A 25,619-nucleotide genomic window follows, 5' to 3' on the forward strand; every position below is an offset into this window, starting at 1 on the left:
CATGACAATGAAAAACGCTTATCTCCGGGCGCTGACGATCAGCGTCATGATTGCTTTCGCGCCGCTGGCCCTGGCGAGCGCCCAGACCGATATCTCCGTCTCCGACCATAGCTGGATCAAAGGTCAGCAGGATGCGCTGACAGCGATGAAGGAAGACCTGCAGGGGCATCCGGCGGCCGCACCCGTCTTACCGCAGCAGCAACTGGACCTGATTAACCGCCTGCAGGGCGATATCGCAGCCCGGACCAACAAGATGGGGGAAAAAGACACGTTCCCGGCTATTTACTTTGTGAGTCTCGGTATTCCACGTGAAGGTCTGCTGCCCATGCTGAAGGATGCCCGCCGTTACAACATTCCGCCAACGCTGCGCGGCCTGGTTAATAACGACATGCGACAGACCGCGGCGGCAATGTTTGAGCTGAGTAAGGAGGACAAGGACGCTGGCGTGCAAATCGATCCAACGTTGTTCACTCAGTACAACATCACCACAGTACCCGCCCTGGTGGTGACTTGCCCTGGCCACTATGACGTCATCAGGGGAAGTCTGCCCCTGCAGCAGGCTCTCGAAAAAGTAGCTGAAAGTGGTGATTGTGCGGCAACGGCACGCCATCTTCTGGAGGCCGGCAAATGAAAAAACTGCTTTCAACGGTGCTGATGCTTTTCCCGCTTCTGGCTGGCGCAGCTGATCCTGCCTTTGAGGCGGGAGCGAGCTTTGGCAAAGGCAATGCTTCCGCCGGGACGGGAGCCCTGAAAAATCCGGGGACCGTCACAGGCGCAATACCAGGCTATACCGCTAACCCACCGGAGAAAGGGTATTACGGTGGCGTGGATGGCGGCGACGGCGGGCTGGCCAACAAAGGGCAGGCCGCGCTGCAGGGCAATGACGCAGCGCAGTCGGTTATCAACTCCGGAAAAAAGAACCCGACGCCCGCCATTGACCCGAACGCACCTTTCATCACTATCGGTAAAAATGCGGAAGCTGGCGCTGACGGTGTGCTAAACGGGACCGCGAACCAGTGTAAGGAGGTGACGGTATCGAAAACCACCTTTGAAAATTACACCTGCGATAAAGATGTGGCCTCAGTTGAGGCCTGTACCCGCACAGCAGTGGCGGGAGGGCATGTAGAAAAAACAACTGAGCAGAAGACCATCACAATTGATAAACCGATGTGGAACTGGACCTATGACAATGACAAACGCGTCTATTTCACGTTTACCTCCCCTTATTCAGGACCGGTTATCAGTGCTTCACTGGCCATACATTTCAACGATAAGAATATGTATTACCAGTTAACCTGGTGGGGTGTTGATCAAGAGTCAGTTGCCAAAAGAGACAACTCGTGGGTTCTTCCAGGTGCTGCAGGTGCAGTGCTGGCAGAGGGACAGCCTTCACCGCAAGGTGTGATACTCAATAAAAACTGTCTTAATGGAAACCAGGGGCGATGCAGAGATTACGCAAGAAAAACCTATGACTGGCTGAACAGTGGTGAGGCCACCATGACCGTAACATTGACCATGATCGCGACAACAGAGAAGTGGGTTCCGGAAGTTAACTGGTCCTCTTCCTGTGGCCTGGATATGTCGAAGGCGCAAAAAACCACGTCAACATGCACCTCTCCGGGGGGAAATAAAACCATTGTTAAAAATGGCCAAAGCTATGACGTTTACAGCGACTGCTGGCAGTACACCGATAACTATGTCGTGCCGTCAGACTCAACGGGAACCTGCGGAACGCTGATGACAAACCCGTCCTGTACGGCGGCAGGCAACACCTGCACCGAATCGACCGATGGGCAGTGTACCCACATGAGCTACACCTACCAGTGTCAGACCACGCATCAGTCGGGTGGCCTGGTCTGCGGCGGCGACTACATCTGTAAGTCAGGCGAGTGTGACGACACCAATGGTGCCGGAAGCAGCGGTTTTGATACGGCGGTGGCCAAACTGGCCGGCCTTGCCTCGGCGGCTGAAGATGCAAAAGACGCCAGCAGTACCATTGAAGTTAAAGCCTTCACGGGGAAAGCCATGCGCTGCCGTAAGGCCTTTGCCGGTTTCTCTAACTGCTGCAAAGACTCTGGCTGGGGACAAAGTGCCGGACTGGCCGCATGTGATGATGAAGAAAAGGCTATAGGGAAGGCGAAGGCGAAGAAAATTACCGTCAGCGTCGGCGAGCGGTGCGATCGCAAGGTGCTGGGTGCCTGCATCCAGAAAAGTCAGGTCTACTGCGTCTTTGACGGCAAGCTTGCCCGCATCATTCAGGAGCAGGGGCGTCGCGACCAGTTGGGCGTTAAGTTCGGCAGCGGCGACAGTCCGAACTGTCGGGGGATCACCGTCCCGGAGCTGCAGAGTATCGACTTCGACAAAATCAACTTCTCTGACTTCTACGAGGATTTGATGAAGAACCAGAAAATCCCCGATACCAGCACGCAGGTCCAGCAGATTAAGGAGCGTATCGCCGCGCAGGTGAATCAGCAGGGAGGTGGTAAATGAAGCGTGCCCTCTGTGGTCTGCTTATGGCGCTGACGAGCCATACGGTGATGGCCGAGGAGATTGTGACCCCGGCAGAGCCGTTCACCGGCTGGTCCTGGTACAACGAGCCGAAAAAACCGCCGGAGCAGTCCAGAAAGCCACAACAGCCTGCACCGCAGGCCATTCCGGATCTCAGCAAAATGTCCCCTATGGAACAGGCCCGGGTGCTGAAAGGGTACACACAGGAGGCGCTTAACCGCGCCATCCTGTTTCCCTCCCGGGAAAACACGGCGACGTTCCTGCGCTGGCAGAAATTCTGGACCGATCGGGCATCGATGTTCAGCCAGTCCTTTGCGGCTGCGCAGCTGAGCCACCCGGACCTCGACTACAACCTGGAGTATCCGCACTACAACAGCATGGCGCCGTTTATGCAGACCCGCGACCAGCAGACGCGGCAGAGCGCCGTGGAGCAGCTGGCGCAGCAGTACGGTCTGTTCTTCTTCTACCGGGGCAGTGACCCGATTGATGTGCAGATGGCCGGCGTGGTGGCGGACTTTGCGAAAACCAACGGGATTTCGCTTATACCGGTATCGGTTGATGGCCAGGTGGCAGCCTCCCTGCCGCAGAGCCGTCCGGATACGGGGCAGTCCCGGTCGATGAATATTACGCACTTCCCGGCGCTCTACCTTGTTGACCCCCGGAGCAAGAATTACCGCGCGCTGTCATACGGCTTCATGACGCAGGATGACCTGTCTAAGCGATTCCTGAACGTGGCCACCGGCTTTAAACCCAATTCCTGAGAGATTCTTATGACAAAAACACTTTTCACCCTCATCCGTGATGCAGGGCGGGTCGCCATGTATTCCTTAGTCTTTGGCCCGGCACTGGCGCTGTATGTGTTTGTGATGCTGGCTGCATCAGACGGCTCACTTTCCCGGCAATTCCTGACGACCTTTCATGACCTGACTGACGGTGCGCCTGCCGGCAAGGTCATGGGGTGTGTTAATGAAAATGTGATGGCAGGACGCTTCTTGCCACCTGAACCCGGAGAGTCATTAAAGCCTGTGCCTCCTGCCTTAGCGAAAGCACCGCCTGAAGTGTTGTGTCGGCGTGGCCCTGTGGACAGCGATTCGTGGGCGCGTGCGACAGATGCAACATTGCTCAACACCTGGCTTCTCTCGGTGATGTTTGGCTTTGGCGTGTGGTTTGTATTCCGAGGCCTGAACCTTGCCGCCCGAAAGAAAATTTCACCAGACTCGCATTCGGTTCTGGCACGGCAAAACATGGAGACACACGAATGAAACCCGCTATTCTCGCAGGACTGATTTTCTGGGGCACGATGGCGCGCGTACTGAGCGAGCTGATGACCTGGTCGGTTGAGCATACGCAGCAGGGGCTCTTATGGCTCTGCAATGGTATGTGGGCCGGGGCGGCTGGCATGGTGGTGTATGCCGTGTATCGCTGGTTCCGTGACGAAAGAGGGCATACGCATAAGGAAGGCGATCATGAACATTAAAACCGGACTCACGGCTCTGCTGATGTGCCTGCCCCTGCTGGCGAACGCCGGGGCGCGCGAGGAGTTAAAGGCGCTTGAAGCGACAAAAACAGCTTCTTCCGCTGATGCTGCAGCCATCACCGCTTCCACCATTCCGGTACCCACGCCAGCCAGCCTGATGGCGCTGCCGGACGGACGTCGGGCTAACATGAAAGATTATGCCGTGGTGCTCTTTATGCAGGCGCACTGCCAGTACAGCGCTAAGTTTGACCCGCTGCTGAAGGGCTGGGCTGATGAGCATGCCATCAGGGTGTACCCGTACACCCTTGACGGCGGCGGGGACGTATCTTACCCGACCCCGATGATCCCGCGTAAGACGGACCCTAACTCTCCCATCGCAGATGAGATTGTCACCTTCTTCGGAAACGGTTTGCCAATTGCGACACCGACGGCCTTTATGGTCAACGTCAACACCCTGAAAGCCTATCCACTCACCCAGGGCGTGATGGACATCCCCGCACTTGAGAGCCGGATGGCCAGCCTTATTCAGGCTGACATGGATAACGTTGATCCAAAAATGTTGCCGCCAATGCCGGCAAGCGCGCAGGTCACCCCTCAGTAATACAAACGGACTACAAAATGACGACAAATACGTATGCGTTATCGCGTACCGAGCGCGTGTGGCTGTTATTCAGCGTGACGCTGCTTGTCTCCGCAGCATTCTACGGGGTGCTGGCCCACCGGGTGGTCAGCGTCATGGATCGCCCTGAACTGACAACCTGTCTGCAGGACTTCCCTGTGCTCCTGCTTATTTCGCTGAGCATCGGGTTCTTTTTCACCGTCACCGGGCTGTACGTCTGCCGACAGACCCTTGCCAGGAAACCCCGGGAGGAGATTGCATGAGGCTTACCAGACTAAAGACGTTTATCCGAAACCAGGCTTTCGCGATAGTGAAAGACTGTAGTGCGGATACTGAAGCCCGAAAATGGACGGATTTGTTAACCCTTAAACTGTTTTATGCCTTAATTTTTACCGCCGTAGTCGAAAGGGTATACGTGACGTGCGCCATCACAACGCTCAGTGCGATGTCCGTTGACCGCGCCGAACAGTTCACGCTCTCGCTTCTCATCCACTATCCGCAGTACCTGTTGTGGGGCGTTATGGCCGCGATTATCGCGCTCATTGCGGTGAATTTACTCGTCTGCAGCTGGCTCAGTCTGGCCAGATATCTTTGCCGCAAAATTAACCGTGCTGACAGCCCGGCAGGCAAGAATACGCAAGCTGTGGAGGTGCCAAATGATTAAGGCGCTTATTACGGCAGGGGTCGTGTTCTTCTCAGGCGTGGCTGCTCTGCCTGCTCAGGCGGACGTCAACGGCGATCTCAACGGTTTCTTCAATAATCTGGGCTACAGCGGCAACGTGACTCAGGCGCAGGCCTGGCAGGGGCAGGCGGCAGGGTACTTCTCCGGTGGCTCGGTATACCTCCGGAACCCCGTAAAAAACGTCCAGCTGATCTCGATGCAGCTGCCTTCCCTTAACGCCGGCTGCGGCGGTATCGATGCCTATCTCGGATCGTTCAGTATGATCAGCGGCGAGGAAATCCAGCGATTCGTGAAGCAAATCATGAGCAACGCCGCCGGCTATGCTTTCGACCTGGCCCTGCAGACGATGGTACCGGAGCTGAAGCAGGCTAAAGACTTCCTGCAGAAACTGGCCAGTGATGTTAACTCCATGAACATGAGTTCATGCCAGGCTGCTCAGGGCATCATCGGCGGGTTGTGGCCAGTGACGCAGGTCTCCCAGCAGAAAATCTGCCAGGACATTGCCGGCGAAACCAACATGTTCTCCGACTGGGCGGCTTCCCGTCAGGGTTGTACCGTCGGAGGACAGGGCGACAAAGTCACGGCTAAAGCCGGTGATGCTGAGAAGGATCAGGTGCTGAAGAACAAAAACCTTATCTGGGACACCCTCAGTAAGAATGGCCTTCTCGGCAACGACCGCGCGCTGAAGGAGCTGGTCATGAGTACCGTCGGCTCCATCATTTTCAACAAGAATGGCGATGTGACAATTCTGACGCCACTGGTTGATAACCGCGACCTGATTAAAGTCCTGATGCGCGGGGGAACGGCGAAGGTATACGGATGTGACGAATCCACACTGTGTCTGGGGCCTGTTGTCACCAATCTGACGATTTCCGAGTCCAACGCTCTGGTTACGCTGGTTAAAAACCTGATGCTCTCAATGCAGAACAAGCTGGTCGACGATACTGCGCTGACCGATCAGGAAAAAGGCTTTGTGAACACCACCTCTGTACCGGTGCTGAAGTACCTGACTAACGCCCAGAGTATGGGGATGAGCGCCACGTACCTTCTGCAGGTCTCCGACTTCATTGCCCAGGACCTGATGATTCAGTACCTCCAGGAGCTGGTGAAACAGGCAAGCCTGTCTCTGGCTGGCAAGAACTTCCCTGAAGAAGCTGCCGCAAAACTACGCGACAACATTATTCATGCGCAGGGACTGCTGGCCGACATGAAGCTGCAGTCTGCGGCTGACCAGAACGCGCTGGACGGTATCGACCGCAACATGCAGTACCTGCAGCAGCAGGTGTCCACCATTGTTTCAGGCTCCTATCAAAGCAACTATCACTGGGGTGATCGCTGATGCTTGAGATATACACCATTTATGGCGGGGGAATGTGGAAAACGGCGCTGGACGCCGTAGTCACCCTTGTCGGTCAGAATACTTTCCACACTTTACTGCGTATTGCCAGCACCTTTGGGGTGCTGGCCGTACTGCTTACCTTCATCAAACAACGTAACCCGATGGTTTTCGTCCAGTGGCTGGCGGTCTTCATGATCCTGACATCCATCCTGCTGGTACCGAAACGCTCAGTGCAGGTCATTGACCTCTCTGATCCGGGGGCGGTCTGGGTCACAGATAACGTACCGGTTGGCCTGGCGGCTATAGCGTCTCTTACTACCAGTATCGGGTACAAGATGGCGTCGGTTTACGACATGCTGATGGCCAGACCCGACTCAGTGACCTACAGCAAAACCGGGATGCTTTTTGGCTCGCAGATTGTGGCGGAGACGAGTGACTTTTCCACGCAAAACCCGGAGCTGGCGCAGATGCTGCCGGATTACGTGGAAAACTGTGTGATTGGCGATATTCTACTTAACGGTAAATACACCATCAATCAGCTGCTCAATTCCACTGACCCGCTGACGCTGATAACCAGTAACCCAAGCCCGCTGCGGGGCATTTTTAAGATGACCTCCACCTCGCGCCAGTTCCTGACCTGCCAGCAGGCCGCAACGGAGATCCAGAAGCTGGCCAATACTGACGTTAACCCGGGCAGTGCGACGTTCACCTGGCTGACCAGAAAGGTTTTCGGCAACAAGCTGAATGGCGCGTCGCTTCTGGCCAACTCAATGGGGGACAGTTATGGGTTCTTCTATGCCGGTGGTATGACTGCTGCGCAGATCATGAAGAACAACATCACGAACAGTGCAGTTAGGCAGGGTATTAAAGGTTTTGCGGCTCGCTCATCCGATACGGCTAATCTGCTTAATCTGGCCACCGAGAACGCTGCAACCAAACAGCGTCTCGCCTGGGCCGCAGGTAACGAGCTGGCGACCCGCACGCTGCCGTTCGCACAGTCCCTGCTGATGCTTATCCTTGTGTGCCTGTTCCCGCTGATGATTGCGCTGGCCGCATCCAATCACACTATGTTTGGTCTGAACACCCTGAAAATATACATTTCCGGGTTTATCTACTTCCAGATGTGGCCGGTTATGTTCGCCATTCTTAACTATGCCGCCAACTACTGGCTGCAGAGCCAGTCCGGGGGCACGCCCCTGGTGCTGGCCAATAAGGATGTGGTTGCGCTGCAGCATTCGGACGTGGCGAATCTGGCAGGGTATCTGTCCCTTTCCATTCCGGTGCTGTCGTTCTATCTGACCAAAGGTGCAGCGGCGATGGGCTCTCAGGTGGCAGGGAGTGTACTCAGCTCGGGCGCCTTCACGTCAGCTGGTGTGGCAGCGACCACAGCGGACGGAAACTGGTCGTTTAACAACATGTCGATGGACAATGTCAGCCAGAACAAGATGGATACCAACCTGATGCAGCGTCAGGGTCAGCAAACGTGGCAGGCAGATAACGGCTCCACGCAGACTCAGACGGCCGGTGGCCATACGGTTATCGACGGCTCGGGTGCAATGTCGAACCTGCCGGTGAACATGAAGCTCAGCCAGCTGGCAAGCAGTGGATTCCAGGAGTCCGCCCGTCAGTCGCAGGTACAGGCGCAGACTGCACTCGATGGCTACAACCACAGCGTTACCAGTGGCTGGTCGCAGCTCTCTCAGCTTTCTAATCAGACCGGTACCAGCGACAGCCTGATCAAAGGCAGTGAAAACAGCCAGGCCACTAATGCAACACGCGGTGCTGGCATGATGTTGTCTGCCGCTGAAAGTTATGCGAAAGCAAACAACATCTCGACGCAGGAAGCCTATAACAAACTGATGGATATTAGTAATCAGGGGTCTATATCTGCAGGCATTAAAGGAACGGCCGGAGGGGGGCTTAATCTGGGCGTTGTTAAGTTAGGTGCTGAAGGAAGTATTTCAGGCGATTTGCGGCATTCGACGGGCAGCTCAAGAGGAATCCAGAATTCAGATTCCCATTCGCAGGATATGCGGCATGATCAGAACAGCCAGGCAGTTAATGACTTCCGCCAGGGTATGGATATGGTTAAAAGCAGCCGTATCACCGATGGTGCGAATCATTCCGAAAATGCTGCAAGCAGTAATGTTCAGCAGCTGGCAGCAACGCTTAATGATGCTGAAAGCCAGTACCATCAGTACACCACCAGTTCGACGCAGAGTAATGAATTCAGTCGTATGGCCACCGTTGCGCAGAATCAGAGCGCAAGCCTCGATACGAACTATACGCAGGAGTTTGTGGACTGGGCGGCGAATAAATACGGTGATAAGGCTCAGTCCATGCTGACAAGTGCGCCGTCGGCGCGAGAAGCAGCGATGGAATTCGTAAATGAACGTCTCAAACCTGAAATTATGGGGGATTATCAGCAGGGTCGTTCAGATCTCACCAGCGGCCAGGAGCATGCAGCATTCAGTGGTGAGCATATTGTTCAGCCAGCGCGTGGCAGTCAGCAGGTATCAGGTTCATCTGGTCATGATGCTGGAGTCAGTTACAGCTCTCAGGATGGCGGTACTCGTAGCTCGGGAGGTGTTAGCAGTACCCAGCCTTACGGAACGACTCAGGTCGCTGAATATGGAGGCCAGCAGGGTGGGAATTATTCTGCCAGAACAGACGATTCTGTTTCGCCGGGTATTGAGCATTCAACTGTTCATCAGGGACAAGCAGCCGGACAGAGAAGCAGCTCGGGTAATATCACCTCGTCGGCAGGCATGGTTGTTTCCGGTGGACGCACCACTACAGATGAAAGGGCCGGTCACATTGCAGAATCGCACCCGGAGTTCAATCATTCAGGAGCCATTAGGGAGAAAGGAAACACGTATGGCCAGGAGAGTGAAGTTACTCATAGCCGTTCAGGAATTAATGTTGGCGGCGAAAAAGTACGTGGTGATGCTATGCAGGAGTCCTACAAAGAAAATCAGGCTAAGTTGCATGAACATTCTACGCAGGGTTTTGGTCCCCAGAATGAATTACAGCGTAGAGTGGCGGAACAAAGATCTGAAAATGAGCATAAAATCAACGAATCTGCTGGAGAAATTGATAAAAAACAATCCACTGTTCAGGCATCCAGTGATATCCTGAAAGGAGAAAACTTAATCGGTCAAGGGCGATTCAAGCTTGGTCGTGCTGAAGCTGAACTGGATCAATCAAGTAAACTCAATCCGTTTAATGATCTCCAACCAGATGAACTGCAACAGAGAGTGGCAGAATTAAGGAAGAAAACTGGAGGGTAAAATGAACAAAAAAGTAAGTGCTTATTGTTGTTTCATTCCAATCGGCATTTATGCAGCTTATTCTTTAAGCATGCAGGTACTTTTTGACGTGCCATTTATGGCTAAGAGCATGCTCTTATCAATTATCCCCAGCGCTATCTATCTGCTCTGTTTTTGGAAGTTACGAAGCAGCCAAAGAGGGATGGGTTTAAAAGCAACTTTCCTGAGTAACGGGGTGCTTGCAGTCTTGCTAACCTTCCTGATGGTGTATGTAGGCAATGATACAGAAAGTGCTTTAATAGCAGGCATAGCTGTTCACTCGTTAATAGCTTTTATCCTAGTGGGAGCAGTATTGCGGCCTATTACTTACAAGGATAATACCCTTCTTAAGGATGAAGATAATGGGCGGATATACGTTATCCGGAACGGGATAGCTCATGTGTTACCAGATAATGAGGCTCAACGCCTTAGCGCTAGTGACAACAAAATTATCAGCTTTTCAGGCAGCCAAATGAGTATCCAGGATGCCGGTATAACCCCTGTTCCTTTAAATACTTCCTTCAACGATTCGTTCAGTAATGGAATAACGGTGAACCCTGCATCAGGAATGCCAATGGTTGGTGGCATCTCTGGCCTGGATATACACGGAAACAGTTGGGGAACAAACTTCAACGAACCTTCAAATACGTATGACCCTAACCGGGGATACTGAGAGTAAGGGGGCATTGGCCCCCTTAATTTTTGTAGTAATCTAAGTAAGCCATCTATTTAACCTAAATTCCCTTTCAAATCAGCCGATAACGTCTCTGTTAGCTATATCTCGCTAACGGGGACGTTTTTCTATGCACAGGATGAATTCATGAAATTAAAACAATTAGCCGTTGTTGGTCTGATCGCGTCTACTCTCGCTCTGTCTGGTTGTGGTGCCATGTCCACAGCGGTGAAGAAACGTAACCTCGATGTCAAAACCCAGATGAGTGAAACCATCTGGCTGGAGCCATCATCAGAGAAGACTGTTTATTTGCAGATCCGTAATACCTCTGACAAGGATATGTCTGGTCTGCAGGCACAGATTACAAATGAACTGGCCGCGAAAGGTTACCGCGTCTCCAGCTCTCCGGACACGGCCTACTACTGGATTCAGGCAAACGTGCTGAAAGCCGAGAAAATGGATCTACGTGATGCCCAGGGCTTCCTTAAGACCGGGTATGAAGGTGCGGCAATGGGTGCGGCACTGGGCGCGGGTATTACGGCGTATAACTCGTCGTCTGCTGGCGCAACGCTGGGTGTAGGGCTGGCCACCGGGCTGATTGGTATGGCTGCTGATGCAATGGTCGAAGACGTTAACTACACGATGGTGACCGATCTGCAAATCTCCGAGCGCAGCAAAGCTGCCGTCACTACCGACAATATTGCCGCCCTGAAACAGGGCACGTCAGGTATTAAGCTGCAGACCAGCACGGAGCAGGGCAACCGTGCTAAATACCAGACTCGTGTGGTATCCAACGCCAACAAGGTGAACCTCAAGTTTGAAGAGGCAAAACCTGTCCTGGAAGCGCAGCTGGCCAAGTCCATCGCCGGCATCATGTAATACCCGCGGCTGCGGCGATCGTCGCAGCCGTTCTCCCTCACAGCTGATTTTTAACCGTGTTCATTCCGGGCAGGGTGCGTCAGTGCTTTCTGTCAGTTACCAGTAATTACGCTTCCTCGCATGACTGCGCCTGGCGCAGCCCTGTCTGCGGCGAGCGTTGCGTCCTTAATTTCAAAGGAGTTCGTCCATCATGATGCATCAGATATATGAACGTGCAGATTACTCAGCTGAATTCTGGTCGCTTATCCATCTTGAAAGCGAGCTGATGGTAGCGAAGGCCTGGATTAATGTATTTGGTTCACTTCCTGAGGGGCAGGGAATGACCATCATTGCTTGCTGGGCTGGCTATGAATTCACTCTTTATGGTCTGGAACCCCGGGAGTGGCACTCAGCGGCTTATAGGGATGTGGCCACTTCAGTCCGTTCTGTGGCTGCATACATTAATGAACAGGACTGGGAGGACGGGTGCCAGCAGGCCAGATATGAGCTGAGCCTGATGCAATAAACCGGCGCTTTACCCTCGCGATACCACGTTTTACAGCAACCTTTTCAACGTTTCTTCTCTGATAACACACATCACCGCGCAGGTGATGCGATAACGGCCGGACAACACTCTATGAGCTTCGCAGGAAAAAACCTCACCCAGGGCGGGCAGATGACCGCCTACCGCTGGCGCATGTTCATTCAGGTGAACAACTGGATAGGATTCTGGATCTTCATCCTGTTCGCCGTGCTGACTACCGCCATTTTTCTCTGGCGAATTCCACAGGAAGCCCTTGATAACGGCTCCCTGTGGTGGTTTGCCAGCATCAACAGCAGTTTTATCGATCTGATGCCGGCAACGGGGACGCCAAAAATTTACGACGTCCACTACTGGTATGCGCCAACCGCGACGATGATGGTGCTCAAAATGACCCTGCCGCAGATCTATACCGACCTGTACATGCAGGAGATGGGCAACCAGTGCCTGACTGAGCTGCAGTGGGCGGCCGGCGCCAGCGGGTTGTTCAGTATGGTGGTGTTTATCGCCGTGACATGGTTTATCGCCAATATCGGTCGAAAGGAAAGTGAAGACGAATACATTTCCGGGATGCAGCTGACTGACAAGCCTGCTGAAGTGAATAAGCTGCTGCGTAAAAACGGTGAGTTCTCTGACCTTCGCGTGGGTGATCTGCATATGGTCAGGATGGCGGAGGTACTGAATTTCCTGATGCATGGCACTATCGGGGTGGGGAAGTCGACGCTAATACGCTGGTTACTCGACTACATCCGCAAACGTGGTGACCGGGCCATCATCTACGACTCCGGCTGTACCTTCACCGAAACCCACTATAACCCGTCTACCGATATCATCCTTAACGCCCACGACGAGCGCTGTGCCAACTGGCAGATGTGGGGTGAGTGTGTCGACGCGGTCGATTACGACAACCTGGCTGCTAGCCTCATCCCGGTTGAAGGGGAGTCCGATCCGTTCTGGGTATCCAGCTCGCGAACTATTTATGCCGACCTTGCAATTCGTATGTCGACGGACCCGGAACGCAGCATTGAGAAGTTCCTCAAAACCCTGCTGTCCCTCAGCATGAAAAATCTGCGTGACTATCTGGCCAACACGCCCTCAGCCAACCTGGTTGAGGAGAAGATCGAGAAAACGGCCATTTCCATTCGCTCTGTGGTAACCAACTACGCCAAAGCCCTTCGCTACCTGCAGGGGCTGGATGACGGAACGAAGCCGCCGTTCACCATCCGGGAGTGGATGACGCAGGAACGCTATGACAGCAGCTGGTTGTTTATTTCAACACAGGCTCGTCACCGCAAGAGTGTACGCCCGCTGATCTCGCTGTGGGTATCTCTGGCCACGCTGATGCTGCAGAGCATGGGGGAGAACAGCGACCGCCGCGTATGGTTCATTATCGATGAAGCCCCCAGCCTGCAGCGTATCCCCGAGCTGGCCGAGACGCTTGCCGAGGCGCGTAAGTTTGGTGGCTGTTTTGTGCTGGGGATGCAAAACATGGCCCAGCTGGTTCACGTCTACGGCCGCGAGCTGGCCAAAAGTATCTTCGACCTGATGAACACCCGTATGTACGGTCGATCACCTAGTGCGGAGATGGCCAAAGTGGTGGAAGAGGAGCTGGGCAACCAGCGTAAGCGCAAAATCCGCGAGCAGAACAGCTACGGTCTGGACCAGGTGCGTGACGGTGTGTCCCTCGGTAAGGACGAGGTCAATAACCCGATTGTCGACTACGAGCAGATCATGCGTCTGCCGAATCTCAACTTTTATGTGCGCCTCCCGGGTGAGTATCCGGTCGTCCGTCTTAAGCTGAAATATCGCGCGCCGAAGAAGCGGCAGGCAGGCCTTCTCGAGCGCAATATCCGAGATTCACTGAGTCCGGAGCTGGAGAGGGTTATTCAGGAGAACGAGCGCGCAGCTGCAGCTGCAGGTCTGACGTTCCCAACCGGTGATGAAGTGCTGGAGAAGGGGAGCGAGACATCCTCTGCAGATGACGGTCCTGCTCCGGTTTCGTCTGCAGGGGCATCCGGCTCGCCGGCAACATCGGCCGTCGAAAAAGTGGCGCGTACTCCGGCGGAAGAAAATAAACCTTCGCGCAGCGCTGCACCTGAACGGAAGCCAGTACCAGCCAGGGAGCCCGTCACATCGCGAACAGCGCCTGTGGTTACGCAAGTCGTAACTGAAAATCACAGCACGGTGACAGACACTGTCACCGAAGACAAAAAAGACAACGTCGTTTCACTTCGGTCTTCTCCTCCTTCAGTAACTCGTCAAAAAGAGACTGCGCCCCTCAAACCGGAAATACCTGCAGCACTGCAAAAAATCCGCAGCAGAACCCAGCTGGATGCTCCCTCCGAGCCAGCTGCAGTCGGCGCACTGGGGATGCTGAAACGGCGGCTCAATACCGGAGCCACCTCAGGCGGAGGCGAAGATCAGGCCAGCGAGAATGCGGGCGAATCAATGAACCTGGATATGAAGGTGACGGCACTGCCTGACGGCGGCCTGAGTCTGACGACGGCAGGGAAGTCAGTGACACCGCAGACCCAGGATGAAGCCCACAGCACCCACCGTCAGCTGGCGCAGGAAGAAGAGAACATTTTACTTCACCGTCACGCGGACGACCCGGGTTACGACGAAAACGACCATCACTATTACGAGAGAGAGCATGACCTATGATGTCTGTCGCCCCAGTAGCGTCAGCCGGTGAGGCTGCAGGCTACTACAGCAATTCCGATAACTACTATTTTCTGGGGAGCCTGCAGAGCCTCTGGATGGGGGAAGGTGCAAAAGAGCTGGGTCTTGAGGGCAATGTTCGTGGCGATGATCTGACGGCCGTGCTCGAGGGCCGCCTGCCGGACGGCTCACGGCTTGGCAAGGAGGTTAACGGACAGCACGTCCACCGCCCCGGCCATGACCTGACTTTTTCCGCCCCCAAAAGTGTGTCCATTCTGGCACTCATCGGCAACGATAAAGAAATGGTGGAAGCACATAACCATGCCGTCCGCGTGGCGGCCGGCTATGTGGAGAAGCTCATCTCGGCCCGCGACACGAAAGACGGCGTTACGTCCATCGTACACACCGGCAAGATGGTGGCGGCCGCCTATACGCATGATACCTCGCGCAATCTTGATCCGCAGCTGCACACCCATCTCCTGATTGCCAACATGACGGAGTATGCGGGCAAATGGAAAGCTCTGGCCACGGACTATATCCATAACGCCGGCTTTATCGAAACCGTCATGAAGCACCAGGTCACCCTCGGGAAAATCTATCGCAGCGCGCTGCGCGAGCGGGTTGAAGCGCTCGGCCATGAAGTGGAAGAAGTAGGCAAGCATGGGATGTGGGAGATCAAGGGCGTTCCGGAAGAAGTCAGGGACGAATATTCATCACGGGGCCGGGAAATTCAGGGGGCCGTGGGGGCTGAAGCTACGCTGCGCAGCCGGGATGTGGCCGCCAAAGACACCCGCAGGGCGAAAGTTGACCCTTCGAGGATGCGCCTGATGGAACGCTGGCTGGGCCAGATGAAGGAGAAAGGATTTGACCTGAAGGCGTATCAGGAAAGCGTGGTGCCGCGTGATGCAGGTCTTCGTGAGACCGCACCTCAGCCGGAGCGAGATCACCAGGCTAAAGCGGTTCCCGCCGTGCCTGAACAGGCTTCTTTGCAGACGTCGTCCAGGGCAGAAAAGAGCGTCGATACACCAGCTCAACCCGCAGAACGGGAGAGCCTCTCCCGTCAGCCAGTACCACAACAGACTGACACGCTGAGTCAGCCGGCACAGACCGGTCCCGAAAAGACGCCGGCGACCAGGAGCTTACCTGCCGCGCAGCTGGACACTGAAATACCCCGCCCGGAACTGACTGAGGCTGTCCGGCTGGCCATCTCGCAGCTCAGCGACAGTAAAACGCGCTTCACCTTTGGCGAGCTGATGATGACCACCGCTGAGCTGAGTGAACGGCTGCCGGAGATTAAGGATATTCGTGTGGCCATTGATGCAGCGCTGAAGGACGGCATGATTGTGCCGCTGGACAGTGAGAAAGGGGTTTTCACCTCCCGTATTCACCTGCTGGATGAACTCTCGATCCAGGCGCTGAGTCAGGAGCATCTCAAATCCACAAAAGTCGTCAGTTTCACCCGCCCGGCGCAGTACGCGCCGGCGGCGCTTGAAGTTGTGGAGAAGGACGCCCTGGTGCTGATGAATGCCCCGTCAGGCGTGGCGAGCATCCGTGACCTGACCGCGCAGCTGGCCGGTATTGCCGGCGCGAATGGTCGTGATGTGCAGGTGCTGGCCAGCTCTGCCGAGCGCGCCATTTCGCTGGCAAAATCCGACGATTTGCGTGAACGGATTATCAGCCGGCAGCATGTTCTGAGCGGTGATTTCCACCTTAAACCCCAGAGCACGCTGATTATAGAAGGGGCAGAGCGTCTGGGGCTAAAGGAGACGCTGGTTCTGCTGGGCGAAGCGCGCGCGCAGGACGCACAGCTGGTCTTTCTCGACAGTGCCGGACGGCAGGCGAACGGTAACGCCATGTCCGTGCTGGAGTCCGCGGGGGTTGCCCGCTCCCGCCGCACGGAGCCTGCGCCCGGGCTGGAGGCCGAAGTGGTCAGTATTCCGAACAAACGCGACCGTTACGAGGCGCTGGCCAACCGGTTTGCAGAGCTGAGCGGTGGAACTGATAACGTCACCGCCGTCGTGGTCGGCAAACGTGAACAGGCGCAGCTGACGGGCCTGGTACGTGAGGCGCTGCAGAACGCAGGGCAGCTGGGGCGTGACGGCGTGGAGATAGAGGCCCGGCAGCCGGTGTGGCTCGACAGCAAAACGCGCCGCATGCCAGGTTCGTACCGTCCCGGCATGGTGTTTGAAGATCGCACGGACGCAAAAGAGCGTAAGTCCTATGTGATTGACCGGGTGCATGAGGACACGCGAGTCCTCTCGCTAATCGACGGTGACGGCGTGCTGACCCGGATGAAAATCGGGGATATCAGCGCTGACTGGCGTCTCTTCAGCCGTGAAACCCTCAGCGTGGCCACCGGCGAAAAACTGCTGTCCGTGGCGGGCGACCGCGAGCACAGCCTGAAGGCCAAAGATCGTCTTGAGGTGACCGGGATAAGTGAAAAGGGGATTGAGGTTAAACGGGGGGAAGACACACTGACGCTGCCAAAAGACCAGCCGCTCTATCTGTCACATGCTTACGTGACCGCGCCGGGCGGACGGGATAACGACACCGGCGTGGTGCTGGCCGCGCTCAACAGCCGCGACATATCGACCCAGACCATGAACTCGCTGGCACAGAGTGGCCACCGGGCGGAAGTGTTCACCGCCGAAGTGCAGGACCGGGCTGAAGCCCGGCTGCAGCGCATGAAGACCAATGCCTCTCCCGTGCAGCTGGTCAGAAACCTGAGCGGTCACCAGGACGTCAGTCAGGCGGTTGATTCACTGCATCACAGCGTCCGGACGGACGCGGGTCTGGCCGTGTGGCGTGCCATTAACGACCAGCGCACCGTGGTGATCAGCGAGCTTAAGCTGGCGACGGAAGCGCAGAAATATCATCCCGACCTCGAAGCCATCGGGAATGAAATTGGCGCGATGATTAAAAATGGCGAGCTGTTGTCCGTATCCGCAGGGGGAGAGCCGGTACTGGTGTCCCGGTCCACCTGGGAGATGGAGAAAGCCATTCTGCGCGTGGTGGAGGAAGGGAAAGGTACGCAGCAGCCGTTGCTGGAACAGGTACCGGAGGCCGTGCTGAACGGACTCACCGATGGCCAGAAAAAGGCGACCACCCTGGTGCTGGGTACCACCGATCAGTTTATCGGGATTCAGGGCTATGCCGGCGTGGGGAAAACCACCCAGCTGAAGGCGGTGATATCTGCACTGGAGACCCTGCCGGCGGACGTTCGTCCGGTGATGACGGGGCTTGCTCCTACGCACCAGGCGGTGAAAGAAATGAGCGACGTCGGTGTACGGGCGCAGACCATCAAATCCTTTGTCGTTGAGCATGACCAGGCGACGGCCGCAGGCGGGAAACCTGACTATAAAGGACAGGTGTTTCTTATCGATGAATCATCAATGGCAGGCAACCAGGATACGGCGGCATTGTTCCAGGCCATTGCCAGCGGTGGCGGACGTGCAGTCTCGATGGGGGATATCGACCAGTTTGAAGCGGTCGACGTGGGCGCGCCGTTTAAGCTGATGCAGGAGCGAAGCCCGATGGATGTGGCCATCATGAAGGAAATCGTCCGTCAGAAAGACATGCAGTTGCGCGGCGCCGTTCACGACATCATCGATAACCGGATCGATGCGGCCCTGCAGCGCATTGAAACCCAGCCGGCTGACCGTGTGGCGCGTAGCGCTTCAGCCGCGCTCCCGGAAAGTGCGATTCAGGAAACGGAGACGCCTGTTAACGACATCGTGGCGGACTGGAAGGACCGGACGCCGGAGGCGCGGTCCCGTACGCTCATCATTGCGCAGCTGAACGCCGACCGTAAAGCGATAAATGCCGGCATTCATGCCGCGCTTGCAGCGCGGGGAGAACTGGGGGAGAAGGCCATTAAGGTGCCTGTGCTCGATAAAATCACCCATACGCGCCATGAGTTCAACAAAACAGAGGCCTGGGAAGCAGGGATGGTGGTTAAACGCGGTGACCGCTACCAGGATGTGGTGGCTGTTGACCGTAACGGCAGAACGGTGACGGTACGTGATGAGGAAGGGAAGATTGCTCTGATTTCACCGAAGGAGCTGATCACCGGTGACGTGCAGCTGTTTCGCCGCAGCGAGATGGAAGTCCGTTCCGGCGATCTGCTTAAGTTCACGGCGACCGATCGCGAACAGGGGCAGATGGCCAACCAGCGCTATACGGTGGAGTCGGTCAGCGAGGAGGGGAATATCCGTCTGAAAGGGGAGAACGGTCGCGTCACCATCAATCCGGAGAAGGTCCGGGCGCAGCAGCATATCGACTACGGCTGGGCCGTCACCGGCTACGGCGCACAGGGGGCCAGCAGTGATTATGTCATTGCGCTTGAGGGCACGAAAGACGGACGTAAGGCACTGGCTTCCCGTCGTGCCTTCTACATTTCAGCCTCACGCGTGAAAGAGCACGTCCAGATATACACCGACGGGAAAGCGGACTGGGTTAAGGCGGTAAAAACACCGGAGCGTGATATCAAAACTGCGCACGATGCGCTGGCACCGGAAACGCAGCGCAAACAGGCGAAAGCCATCTGGGCAATGGGGCAGCCGGTGAATAAAACGGCCATCGGTCGCGCCTGGGTGCGCCATCAGGGCATGCAGGATGCGTCACTGACGGCAAAAATCATCCCGGCCACCCGGCGCTTTCCTGAACCGGCGCTGGCGCTGCCGGTGTATGACAACAATGGCAGGAGTGCGGGCCTGGCCCTGGTTTCCCTGGTTTCCAGCCCGGAAGGACGGATGACTCAGGGGGAGACACGAATGGTCATGACAGAGCGCGCCCGTGGCGCCGTGCTGCAGCGGAGTCAGTCCGGAAACACGATTGTGGCCAGCGACCTGACGGCTGCACTCGATGCAGTACGAAATCATCCAAAGGACGGCGTGGTCTGGCTGACCGGTGATGAACCGCCTTCAGCATGGCTGCTTAAGGTAAGCGGCGACACAAAACAGGATGTGTCGCCGGGTATTGTCTCCACGCTGACGGACGAACAGAACGTACAGCAGCTGCGCGAGCAAATGCTGGCAGACCAGGTTCGCAATGAAGAAGCCGGACGGAGCAGGCAGCCGGAGTCGTTGCTGGCGGAAGTTCCACAGGAAGAGTTGATCAGACTGAAACCGGAAGACATTAACCCGCGTAAACCGGAACCACTCAACCCGGATGCGGATGTGATCGCCAGGGTCAGAGGTGAGGAAAACACCGATGGACAGGAAATAAAAGCCGCTGCAGGCGTCAGAAGCGAGCTGGAAGGTGCTGACAAGACCGCTGGTGAACAGTCGCGGGCATCGCGTGTGATTGCAGATCTGGCAAACTCTGAACGAGACATGCTCAGGGCGGCAGAAAATACTGAACGCGGCCGCATGCCGGAGCGTGAAGAACAGACCCTCACCCGAACCATTCAGAAAGAACGTTAATCCCCCTTTTAATCATGAGAATCAGGCTATGAAAGCAAACAAATTAGCAGCATTAATAGTTACAACATACATTGGCTTTATTTCAATGGCACACGCTTCGGCCCCTCAGCCCTTATTCAGCCCGGAGCAGGAGGCACGTATCGGCGAAATCGCTGCTGACTACCTGGTGTCGCACCCGGAGATACTGGTGACGGTCAGTCGTAAGCTGCAGGAACAGCAGGAGACACGTAAGCAGAAGATGTTTGCACTCAGCGTGATGGAGTATCAGGCGAACCTTCTGCATGATCCGGACACCCCGGCTTACGGGCCTGATAATGCAAAGGTCGCTGTGATTGAATTCTTTGATTACCAGTGCGTGTTCTGCAGCAGCTTCGCGCCGGAGCTGGAGAAGGTCATGAAAGCGCAGCCGGACGTCCGCTACCTCTTTAAGGAGTGGCCAATATTTGGTGGACGCTGGGAAGCTTCACTTCAGGCTGCGCAGCAGGGGCTGACGGTCTGGCAAAAGAAAGGGCCGCAGGCCTATGTCACCTATCACAATGCCATCTACGCCACCGGCCATAATGAAGGCAAGCTGACGGCGGAGGATATACTCGCGGCAGCGTCAAAGGCAGGGCTGGCCGCCTCTGTGCCGGGCGACCATACCGCGTCCCTTGAGAAAAACAGTAACCTGGCAGAGGAACTGGGGCTCACCGGAACGCCGGGGATCGTCGTCATGCCCGTTAGCGGGGCGACTCCCGACACCATCACGGTTTTCCCCGAAGCCGTAACCGCTGAAAGACTCCAGGCAGCAATCCGGAAAGCCACCAGAGTGAAATGATCCTCAGTCCGAAGAACGTCTCCCGCCAGAGACTGTTTTTCATGTTCCGCGCGTAATTGCCATCTTCCCGTTCCGTTCTCCTGCGCTTCCTCGATCAGGCCTGCCGGCCTGATACTGCGGCGAGCGCTGCCGGTTATAGTCCCTTAAGGATAGTTAGCATGCAAACTACGGACGGTTATCTGGTCTAACATCTGGAAAAATTACTGACGAGAAGGTAGTATTCGGATCGTCAGCGATCGTCTTGTGGTGGGACAGATTGTTGATTCAGATTACTTTTGTGACCTAACTCAAACTGACGGTTTGACTGCTTTGTGGTGAGGCAGGCGGGTGGCAGAAGATGGTTTTACGGAAGAAATGCGGACTTCCGGAAACAAACAAGGACAGGACGTGTCCAGTAAAACGTTCAGGAGCAGGTTACGGGATTTCCCGGAGCCTGAATGCACAAACCCCCCGATAACTGTCATCATCTTGGCGGAAGACACAGGTATCAGGGGGTCCAAAAGCAGGCGCGTTGCCTGTGAAGGATTATAACGCATGCACCATAGAAAACAACACCCGGCCGCCATAAGAACAGGCCGCCGTGAATGACAATCAGATTTCTGTTCACTGGTCAGATCTACCGAAAGATGAGCTAACCCGTTTCTGGCAGGATGTCGATGCCGGCACTCAGGGTAATTTCCTCATTGCACCGGTCAAAAAACTGACCCGCCGCAAACGCGGTGAGCATTCCACAAAAGCCAAATGTGAGAACCCGGCCTGGTATCGCCCGGAGCATTATAAAAAGCTCTCCGGACAGCTCGGTCATGCCTACAATCGCCTGGTGAAAAAAGATAAAGAAACCGGGCAGGTCAGCCTGCGCATGCATGTTTCTCGTCACCCTCTCTATGTCGCCGGCCGCCGTAAGGCGGGACGTAAATATGGCTTCCGTCCGGAACGTCAGCGCCTGCTCGATGCGCTCTGGCCAGTGCTCATCAGCTTCTGTGATGCCGGCAAGCATACCGTCGGCATGTGTATCTCCCGTCTTGCAAAAGAACTCAGTGCAAAGGACGCAAAAGGCAATGTCATTCCTGAAACGGAGGTGACGGTGTCACGCCTTTCACGGCTTATTGAGGAACAGGTACGGTTTGGCGTTCTGGGTCTCGCGGAAGAACGCGTCTGGGATCGTGAATCCCGCACCTGGCTGCCAATGTATGTCTATATCACCCCTGTGGGATTCCAGATGCTGGGCGTCGATATGGACAAGCTGTTTAAAGAACAGGAGAAGAAGCTCCGTCAGAGCGCCGAGCGTGAGCAGCTGATCCGGGAAGGGGTGATGAGCGAACATGATGATGTTCAGGCCCACTCTGCGCGGAAATGCTGGTCTGGCCGTAAGCGTCAGGAGGCACTCGTTTACCGCCGCAAAAAAGGCGCGGAGCGTAAACGTGCCAACAATCTGATTAAGCTGCCGGCAGATGAACGACTCCATGCAATGTCTGAATGGATTTATCGCACCCTGCCGCCTGACGAAGCGTACTGGTGCACATCTGAGCGCCTGAAGGCGCTGGCCATCCAGCATCTTTACCAGCTGGATCTGGCGCTTTCTCCACCGGAGTAGTCACAGACGACACAACAGTCTTCTTGTTTACAGGCCCCTCACCGGGGCTTTTCGTGCTTGTTTTTTTCGGCCATTCTGCTCATTTTTCATCCTTCACTCCTTTCTTCTTCCGGTCACCATGACGTTCGGCCGGTCGTTATGGCCCGCAATGACCACAGTCTCTTTTTTTTCACAGAAACCCGCAAACGAATAAGTGAAGTAACCCGGAAATGAATAAAAGACATTCCGCAAAACAGTCTTACTTCACCTTTTTTATCTCTCTGTTCATTACATTCCAGAGTGGATCTTTGTCTTCGGCCACTCTGTGGATAACGTAAAATGCCTTCGCATGCAGCGGCCTCACGGCCGCGCGCTCAGAAAGAAATCAAAAGTTCCTCCCGTCGCAGGCGCCGGGCGCCGTTCTGGCCACAACCCGGCACCGCATACATACCTGACCCCTGCTAAACCGATGCCGCCCCGGCCCGTAGGGCCGGAACACCCTCGCTTTAAGAGGGATGTTGTAACTAGAAGTAAGAGCTGATGCAGTTAGCGTCGCGGCAAGCCCGCTGTACACGCTCGTAAGCGCCTCACGGCGCTAACGCGGAGATACAGCCCGTCAGCGGCCTCTGGCCTCGACGGGCTCACTCCGACCGCGCACATCACTACCAGGCGTGGCGGTTAGCGGGTATGGCTTTGCAGGGTAAGGGATGGGACAGGCAGAACCTTTCAAACCGCAGCGGCTTACGCCGGTCACGGCGCCCGTCGACTTCCTCTCCCTGTCTGGCTTCAGCTGGCGCCTCCATGCCGCGATGCGGCATCAGTGAGTTCTGCAGGACAGCGTGCCCATTTTTTGTTGTCAAAAAACGTTTCGGGAATATGCTTTCAGAAACAGATAAGCGAGGCTATAAAATGGACACGTTGCTTTTACCCGGCCAGAATCCCCGTGCCTGGGCCGAAACCATGATCAACCTTGAGGCTCGGAAACTGGTGAATACGGCCAACACGGTGGCGGCTATGCATCTCCAGGATGGTTTTATCCGGATTCAGTTTGTGGATGAGATCAGGGCATTCATCATGGCCCAGTTTGAGGCCGCGCGCCGGGCGAAAACGGATGATGACTGTATGGCCTGTCTGCGGGCCTTACGGGCTGAAAATACCAGCCTGCTGGAGCAGTCCCGATCGCTCAAAACCGGCTATGCAAAACTCTATGCTGAGGTGAAGGTTGTCCGGGACGAGAACAAAATTGTGGGCTACATCATTTCAGCGGTCGACGTCGTGGTGGCCGGTGCGGCCATCTTTGGTGGGATCGTCATGATGTCCTCAATGACGCCGGTGGGCGTGGTGGCCGGCGCGGTGATTGTCGTAAATGGCTTTAACACGATTTCACGGGAAGCCGCGCACAACCTCCTCGGTGATAAGCAGACGGAGGGAATATTCGCTGACGGCTCGATGGAGATCGCTGAATTTCTGGGCTTCAGCCGGCAGCAGGGGCTGGGGACGTATAAGGCTGTCACACTCTTCAGCGAAGTCTACGGCGCGTATGGCCTGAGGCTGAAACCCGAAGCACAACGGCTGTGGTACTGGACCAGGCCCGATTTCTTCAGGAAAGTATCCGGCACGCCACGTCCCGCAATGGCGCTTAAAATTGCGGGATGGGGGGTTAAAGCCAAAGTGGCGCTTGATCTACTGACTATTGAGCCTTCCGGGAAATAGTCTTCTGCAGGCGGAATGCTTTCCAGCCCAGTACAGGTGGGAAGGTCCCCCAGGCAATGATCAGGACTACAAGGGAACTCATTCCCCCGGAAAGAATGTGTGTCCGGCTGCCGGCAATGAGGGCGACCAGCATAACCAGAACCAGCGCGACAGTGATCCATACCGACACCCGGAAGCGCCGTGAGAGCGCATCGATAAGATGCTGCATGGTGCTTCCGCCTGCTGCAAGCCGGCCCTGTAAATTGTCCACTTCGTTTTTGCTGAAACCTGCCTCAAGCAGCTCTTTCTCACTGATAGCCATCACGTCCTCCCTAATCAGGCGAAAGTATACTGCATCAAACCAATAATCCCCAGGTGACCGGCGTAAGCATAATAAAAGAAATTACGCGGCATGAAACGCCTGCGGCCCTCCGGACAGATTTGCCTGCAGAAGGAAACCACTGCCAGGGGGAATGCCAGAGTAGGCAGCGTGGCCAGTAATAATGTTTCTGCGGGCATGTCCAGGAGATGCGATAACCCGTTTAAACAAATCAGTGACAGCACGGCAGTGATGGCTGCCAGCCGCTGCACTCCGGGTGTATCGCTGCCAGAAACCGTTGCCATACTGATAGCCAGCGTTATTCCTGCCAGCCCGTAACTTGCCGGCTGCAGGGGCCAAATCATAAGGGCCAGGAGCAGATACCCGGCAAGCATTCCTTTCCGGCCGTGCCGGTACTGCAGGGCAAGCAGCTGCGTGACGCCTGCAAACACGAACAGAATGTTCAGGGCCCACCAGGGCTGTTGATTCTGGAAGGCCAGGCTGAACACCGGCTGCGTTATGACTGCCCAGATCCACAGACGATTGGCTCTCTTCTGCAGTCGTTCCGGGGTGCGCTGTACGTTCATCGCCCATATAAGCGTGAACAGGGGGAAGGCCATCCGGCCAAGCGCATACATCACCGGCAAGGCTGGCGACAGAAACACCGTATTGGTGTGGTCGATAATCATGGCCAGAAGTGCGAGGAGCTTGACCATATCGAGTGCAGCGGGACTGAGCTGGCTGGCGTTCCGGATAGTGGGAAGAACGTCGGGTAATGAATGATTCATGCTGTATATTCCCCTTGCGACACGCAGTTAATAGCCAGCCCTGAACATAATGCCAGAATGCCCTGCCGGTTTGCGTTGTGACCCTGATCTTTAGTTTCTCCAGAATCTTGCGCACCGCAAATTCTGATTTATCACGCAGAACCCGCATTGCGCCTGCCACATCCTTATTCTGAATACAAATACTTAAATTATGAAAATCGTTCACACCGCCCCCTTTCTTACACTCTTATTATCGGCCGCATGAATAATATATTTAGTAGAGTAGGGAATTTCCTAATAAAATTTCATATTAACGTTCTAAACATTAGTCAATTTATCGACTCATTTTGATTGAGTTACGA

At 55.4% G+C, this 25,619-nt stretch carries 20 protein-coding genes; 18 read left to right on the forward strand and 2 right to left on the reverse strand.

Going from position 1 to position 25,619, the window contains the following annotated elements; genetic code table 11:
• Nucleotides 1-7: 7 nt before the first annotated feature.
• The 18 genes from trbC (at nt 8) to AC27FC_RS21885 (ending at nt 24,192) form a co-directional block, all read left to right on the forward strand.
• Nucleotides 8-631, forward strand: coding sequence for a type-F conjugative transfer system pilin assembly protein TrbC (gene trbC / locus AC27FC_RS21800; RefSeq protein ID WP_247825560.1), 624 nt, complete (start codon nt 8-10; stop codon nt 629-631).
• The gene (gene traN / locus AC27FC_RS21805; protein ID WP_487160370.1) at nt 628-2,490 is read left to right on the forward strand and encodes a type-F conjugative transfer system mating-pair stabilization protein TraN; all 1,863 of its coding nucleotides are present in this window, start codon (nt 628-630) and stop codon (nt 2,488-2,490) included. Before trbC ends, traN begins: the two co-directional genes overlap by 4 nt.
• The gene (gene traF, locus AC27FC_RS21810) at nt 2,487-3,269 is read left to right on the forward strand and encodes a type-F conjugative transfer system pilin assembly protein TraF (protein ID WP_127728913.1); all 783 of its coding nucleotides are present in this window, start codon (nt 2,487-2,489) and stop codon (nt 3,267-3,269) included. Before traN ends, traF begins: the two co-directional genes overlap by 4 nt.
• 9 nt (nt 3,270-3,278) lie before the next feature.
• Nucleotides 3,279-3,770 (forward strand): hypothetical protein, encoded by a 492-nt coding sequence (locus AC27FC_RS21815; RefSeq protein WP_487160371.1) that lies wholly within the window; start codon nt 3,279-3,281, stop codon nt 3,768-3,770.
• Entirely contained in the window at nt 3,767-3,985 is a 219-nt protein-coding gene (locus tag AC27FC_RS21820; protein WP_063409492.1) for a hypothetical protein, read from the forward strand. Before AC27FC_RS21815 ends, AC27FC_RS21820 begins: the two co-directional genes overlap by 4 nt.
• Nucleotides 3,975-4,586: a type-F conjugative transfer system pilin assembly thiol-disulfide isomerase TrbB gene (locus tag AC27FC_RS21825; protein ID WP_063409491.1), complete on the forward strand. Its 612-nt coding sequence runs from the start codon at nt 3,975-3,977 to the stop codon at nt 4,584-4,586. The genes AC27FC_RS21820 and AC27FC_RS21825 overlap by 11 nt, the downstream gene beginning before the upstream one ends.
• A gap of 17 nt (nt 4,587-4,603) precedes the next feature.
• Entirely contained in the window at nt 4,604-4,867 is a 264-nt protein-coding gene (locus AC27FC_RS21830) for a hypothetical protein (RefSeq protein WP_032641305.1), read from the forward strand.
• A complete protein-coding gene (locus tag AC27FC_RS21835) occupies nt 4,864-5,268 on the forward strand; it encodes a hypothetical protein (protein WP_045354541.1) in 405 nt (134 codons plus the stop codon). Before AC27FC_RS21830 ends, AC27FC_RS21835 begins: the two co-directional genes overlap by 4 nt.
• Nucleotides 5,261-6,625, forward strand: a complete 1,365-nt coding sequence (gene traH / locus AC27FC_RS21840; RefSeq protein WP_045354538.1) for a conjugal transfer pilus assembly protein TraH — start codon at nt 5,261-5,263, stop codon at nt 6,623-6,625. The genes AC27FC_RS21835 and traH overlap by 8 nt, the downstream gene beginning before the upstream one ends.
• Nucleotides 6,625-9,915: a conjugal transfer mating-pair stabilization protein TraG gene (gene traG, locus AC27FC_RS21845; protein ID WP_045354536.1), complete on the forward strand. Its 3,291-nt coding sequence runs from the start codon at nt 6,625-6,627 to the stop codon at nt 9,913-9,915. The genes traH and traG overlap by 1 nt, the downstream gene beginning before the upstream one ends.
• Before the next feature lies 1 nt (nt 9,916).
• On the forward strand, nt 9,917-10,606 hold the full coding sequence (locus tag AC27FC_RS21850) for a hypothetical protein (RefSeq protein ID WP_126497518.1): 690 nt from the start codon (nt 9,917-9,919) through the stop codon (nt 10,604-10,606).
• A 147-nt stretch (nt 10,607-10,753) separates the two neighbouring features.
• The gene (gene traT / locus AC27FC_RS21855) at nt 10,754-11,485 is read left to right on the forward strand and encodes a conjugal transfer complement resistance protein TraT (protein WP_032641144.1); all 732 of its coding nucleotides are present in this window, start codon (nt 10,754-10,756) and stop codon (nt 11,483-11,485) included.
• A gap of 190 nt (nt 11,486-11,675) precedes the next feature.
• The gene (locus AC27FC_RS21860; protein ID WP_221696967.1) at nt 11,676-11,990 is read left to right on the forward strand and encodes a hypothetical protein; all 315 of its coding nucleotides are present in this window, start codon (nt 11,676-11,678) and stop codon (nt 11,988-11,990) included.
• A 111-nt stretch (nt 11,991-12,101) separates the two neighbouring features.
• Entirely contained in the window at nt 12,102-14,669 is a 2,568-nt protein-coding gene (gene traD, locus AC27FC_RS21865) for a type IV conjugative transfer system coupling protein TraD (protein WP_221696968.1), read from the forward strand.
• The gene (gene traI, locus AC27FC_RS21870; RefSeq protein ID WP_487160372.1) at nt 14,666-20,089 is read left to right on the forward strand and encodes a conjugative transfer relaxase/helicase TraI; all 5,424 of its coding nucleotides are present in this window, start codon (nt 14,666-14,668) and stop codon (nt 20,087-20,089) included. The genes traD and traI overlap by 4 nt, the downstream gene beginning before the upstream one ends.
• Before the next feature lie 28 nt (nt 20,090-20,117).
• Nucleotides 20,118-20,906 carry a DsbA family protein gene (locus AC27FC_RS21875; protein ID WP_487160373.1) on the forward strand — a complete coding sequence of 263 codons (789 nt, stop codon included), beginning with the start codon at nt 20,118-20,120 and terminating at the stop codon, nt 20,904-20,906.
• Between the two features lie 580 nt (nt 20,907-21,486).
• On the forward strand, nt 21,487-22,500 hold the full coding sequence (repA, locus tag AC27FC_RS21880) for a plasmid replication initiator RepA (RefSeq protein WP_487160374.1): 1,014 nt from the start codon (nt 21,487-21,489) through the stop codon (nt 22,498-22,500).
• Between the two features lie 888 nt (nt 22,501-23,388).
• Complete coding sequence (locus AC27FC_RS21885) at nt 23,389-24,192, forward strand: DUF4225 domain-containing protein (protein ID WP_487160375.1); 804 nt, start codon at nt 23,389-23,391, stop codon at nt 24,190-24,192.
• Here AC27FC_RS21885 and AC27FC_RS21890 read toward each other — a convergent pair.
• Complete coding sequence (locus AC27FC_RS21890; RefSeq protein ID WP_487160376.1) at nt 24,170-24,493, reverse strand: hypothetical protein; 324 nt, start codon at nt 24,491-24,493, stop codon at nt 24,170-24,172. The genes AC27FC_RS21885 and AC27FC_RS21890 overlap by 23 nt on opposite strands.
• Nucleotides 24,494-24,507: 14 nt before the next feature.
• A complete protein-coding gene (locus AC27FC_RS21895; protein WP_487160377.1) occupies nt 24,508-25,278 on the reverse strand; it encodes a TraX family protein in 771 nt (256 codons plus the stop codon).
• Between the last annotated feature and the right edge of the window lie 341 nt (nt 25,279-25,619).

The organism is Enterobacter sp. C3_dUdeg (genome assembly GCF_057536195.1).

Excerpts from the sequence above, each read along its gene's own strand:
- trbC (WP_247825560.1), top strand. The coding sequence starts at position 8 with ATGAAAAACGCTTATCTCCGGGCGCTGACGATCAGCGTCATGATTGCT.
- traN (WP_487160370.1), top strand. The coding sequence starts at position 628 with ATGAAAAAACTGCTTTCAACGGTGCTGATGCTTTTCCCGCTTCTGGCT.
- traF (WP_127728913.1), top strand. The coding sequence starts at position 2,487 with ATGAAGCGTGCCCTCTGTGGTCTGCTTATGGCGCTGACGAGCCATACG.
- AC27FC_RS21815 (WP_487160371.1), top strand. The coding sequence starts at position 3,279 with ATGACAAAAACACTTTTCACCCTCATCCGTGATGCAGGGCGGGTCGCC.
- AC27FC_RS21820 (WP_063409492.1), top strand. The coding sequence starts at position 3,767 with ATGAAACCCGCTATTCTCGCAGGACTGATTTTCTGGGGCACGATGGCG.
- AC27FC_RS21825 (WP_063409491.1), top strand. The coding sequence starts at position 3,975 with ATGAACATTAAAACCGGACTCACGGCTCTGCTGATGTGCCTGCCCCTG.
- AC27FC_RS21830 (WP_032641305.1), top strand. The coding sequence starts at position 4,604 with ATGACGACAAATACGTATGCGTTATCGCGTACCGAGCGCGTGTGGCTG.
- AC27FC_RS21835 (WP_045354541.1), top strand. The coding sequence starts at position 4,864 with ATGAGGCTTACCAGACTAAAGACGTTTATCCGAAACCAGGCTTTCGCG.
- traH (WP_045354538.1), top strand. The coding sequence starts at position 5,261 with ATGATTAAGGCGCTTATTACGGCAGGGGTCGTGTTCTTCTCAGGCGTG.
- traG (WP_045354536.1), top strand. The coding sequence starts at position 6,625 with ATGCTTGAGATATACACCATTTATGGCGGGGGAATGTGGAAAACGGCG.
- AC27FC_RS21850 (WP_126497518.1), top strand. The coding sequence starts at position 9,917 with ATGAACAAAAAAGTAAGTGCTTATTGTTGTTTCATTCCAATCGGCATT.
- traT (WP_032641144.1), top strand. The coding sequence starts at position 10,754 with ATGAAATTAAAACAATTAGCCGTTGTTGGTCTGATCGCGTCTACTCTC.
- AC27FC_RS21860 (WP_221696967.1), top strand. The coding sequence starts at position 11,676 with ATGATGCATCAGATATATGAACGTGCAGATTACTCAGCTGAATTCTGG.
- traD (WP_221696968.1), top strand. The coding sequence starts at position 12,102 with ATGAGCTTCGCAGGAAAAAACCTCACCCAGGGCGGGCAGATGACCGCC.
- traI (WP_487160372.1), top strand. The coding sequence starts at position 14,666 with ATGATGTCTGTCGCCCCAGTAGCGTCAGCCGGTGAGGCTGCAGGCTAC.
- AC27FC_RS21875 (WP_487160373.1), top strand. The coding sequence starts at position 20,118 with ATGAAAGCAAACAAATTAGCAGCATTAATAGTTACAACATACATTGGC.
- AC27FC_RS21885 (WP_487160375.1), top strand. The coding sequence starts at position 23,389 with ATGGACACGTTGCTTTTACCCGGCCAGAATCCCCGTGCCTGGGCCGAA.
- AC27FC_RS21890 (WP_487160376.1), bottom strand. The coding sequence starts at position 24,493 with ATGGCTATCAGTGAGAAAGAGCTGCTTGAGGCAGGTTTCAGCAAAAAC.
- AC27FC_RS21895 (WP_487160377.1), bottom strand. The coding sequence starts at position 25,278 with ATGAATCATTCATTACCCGACGTTCTTCCCACTATCCGGAACGCCAGC.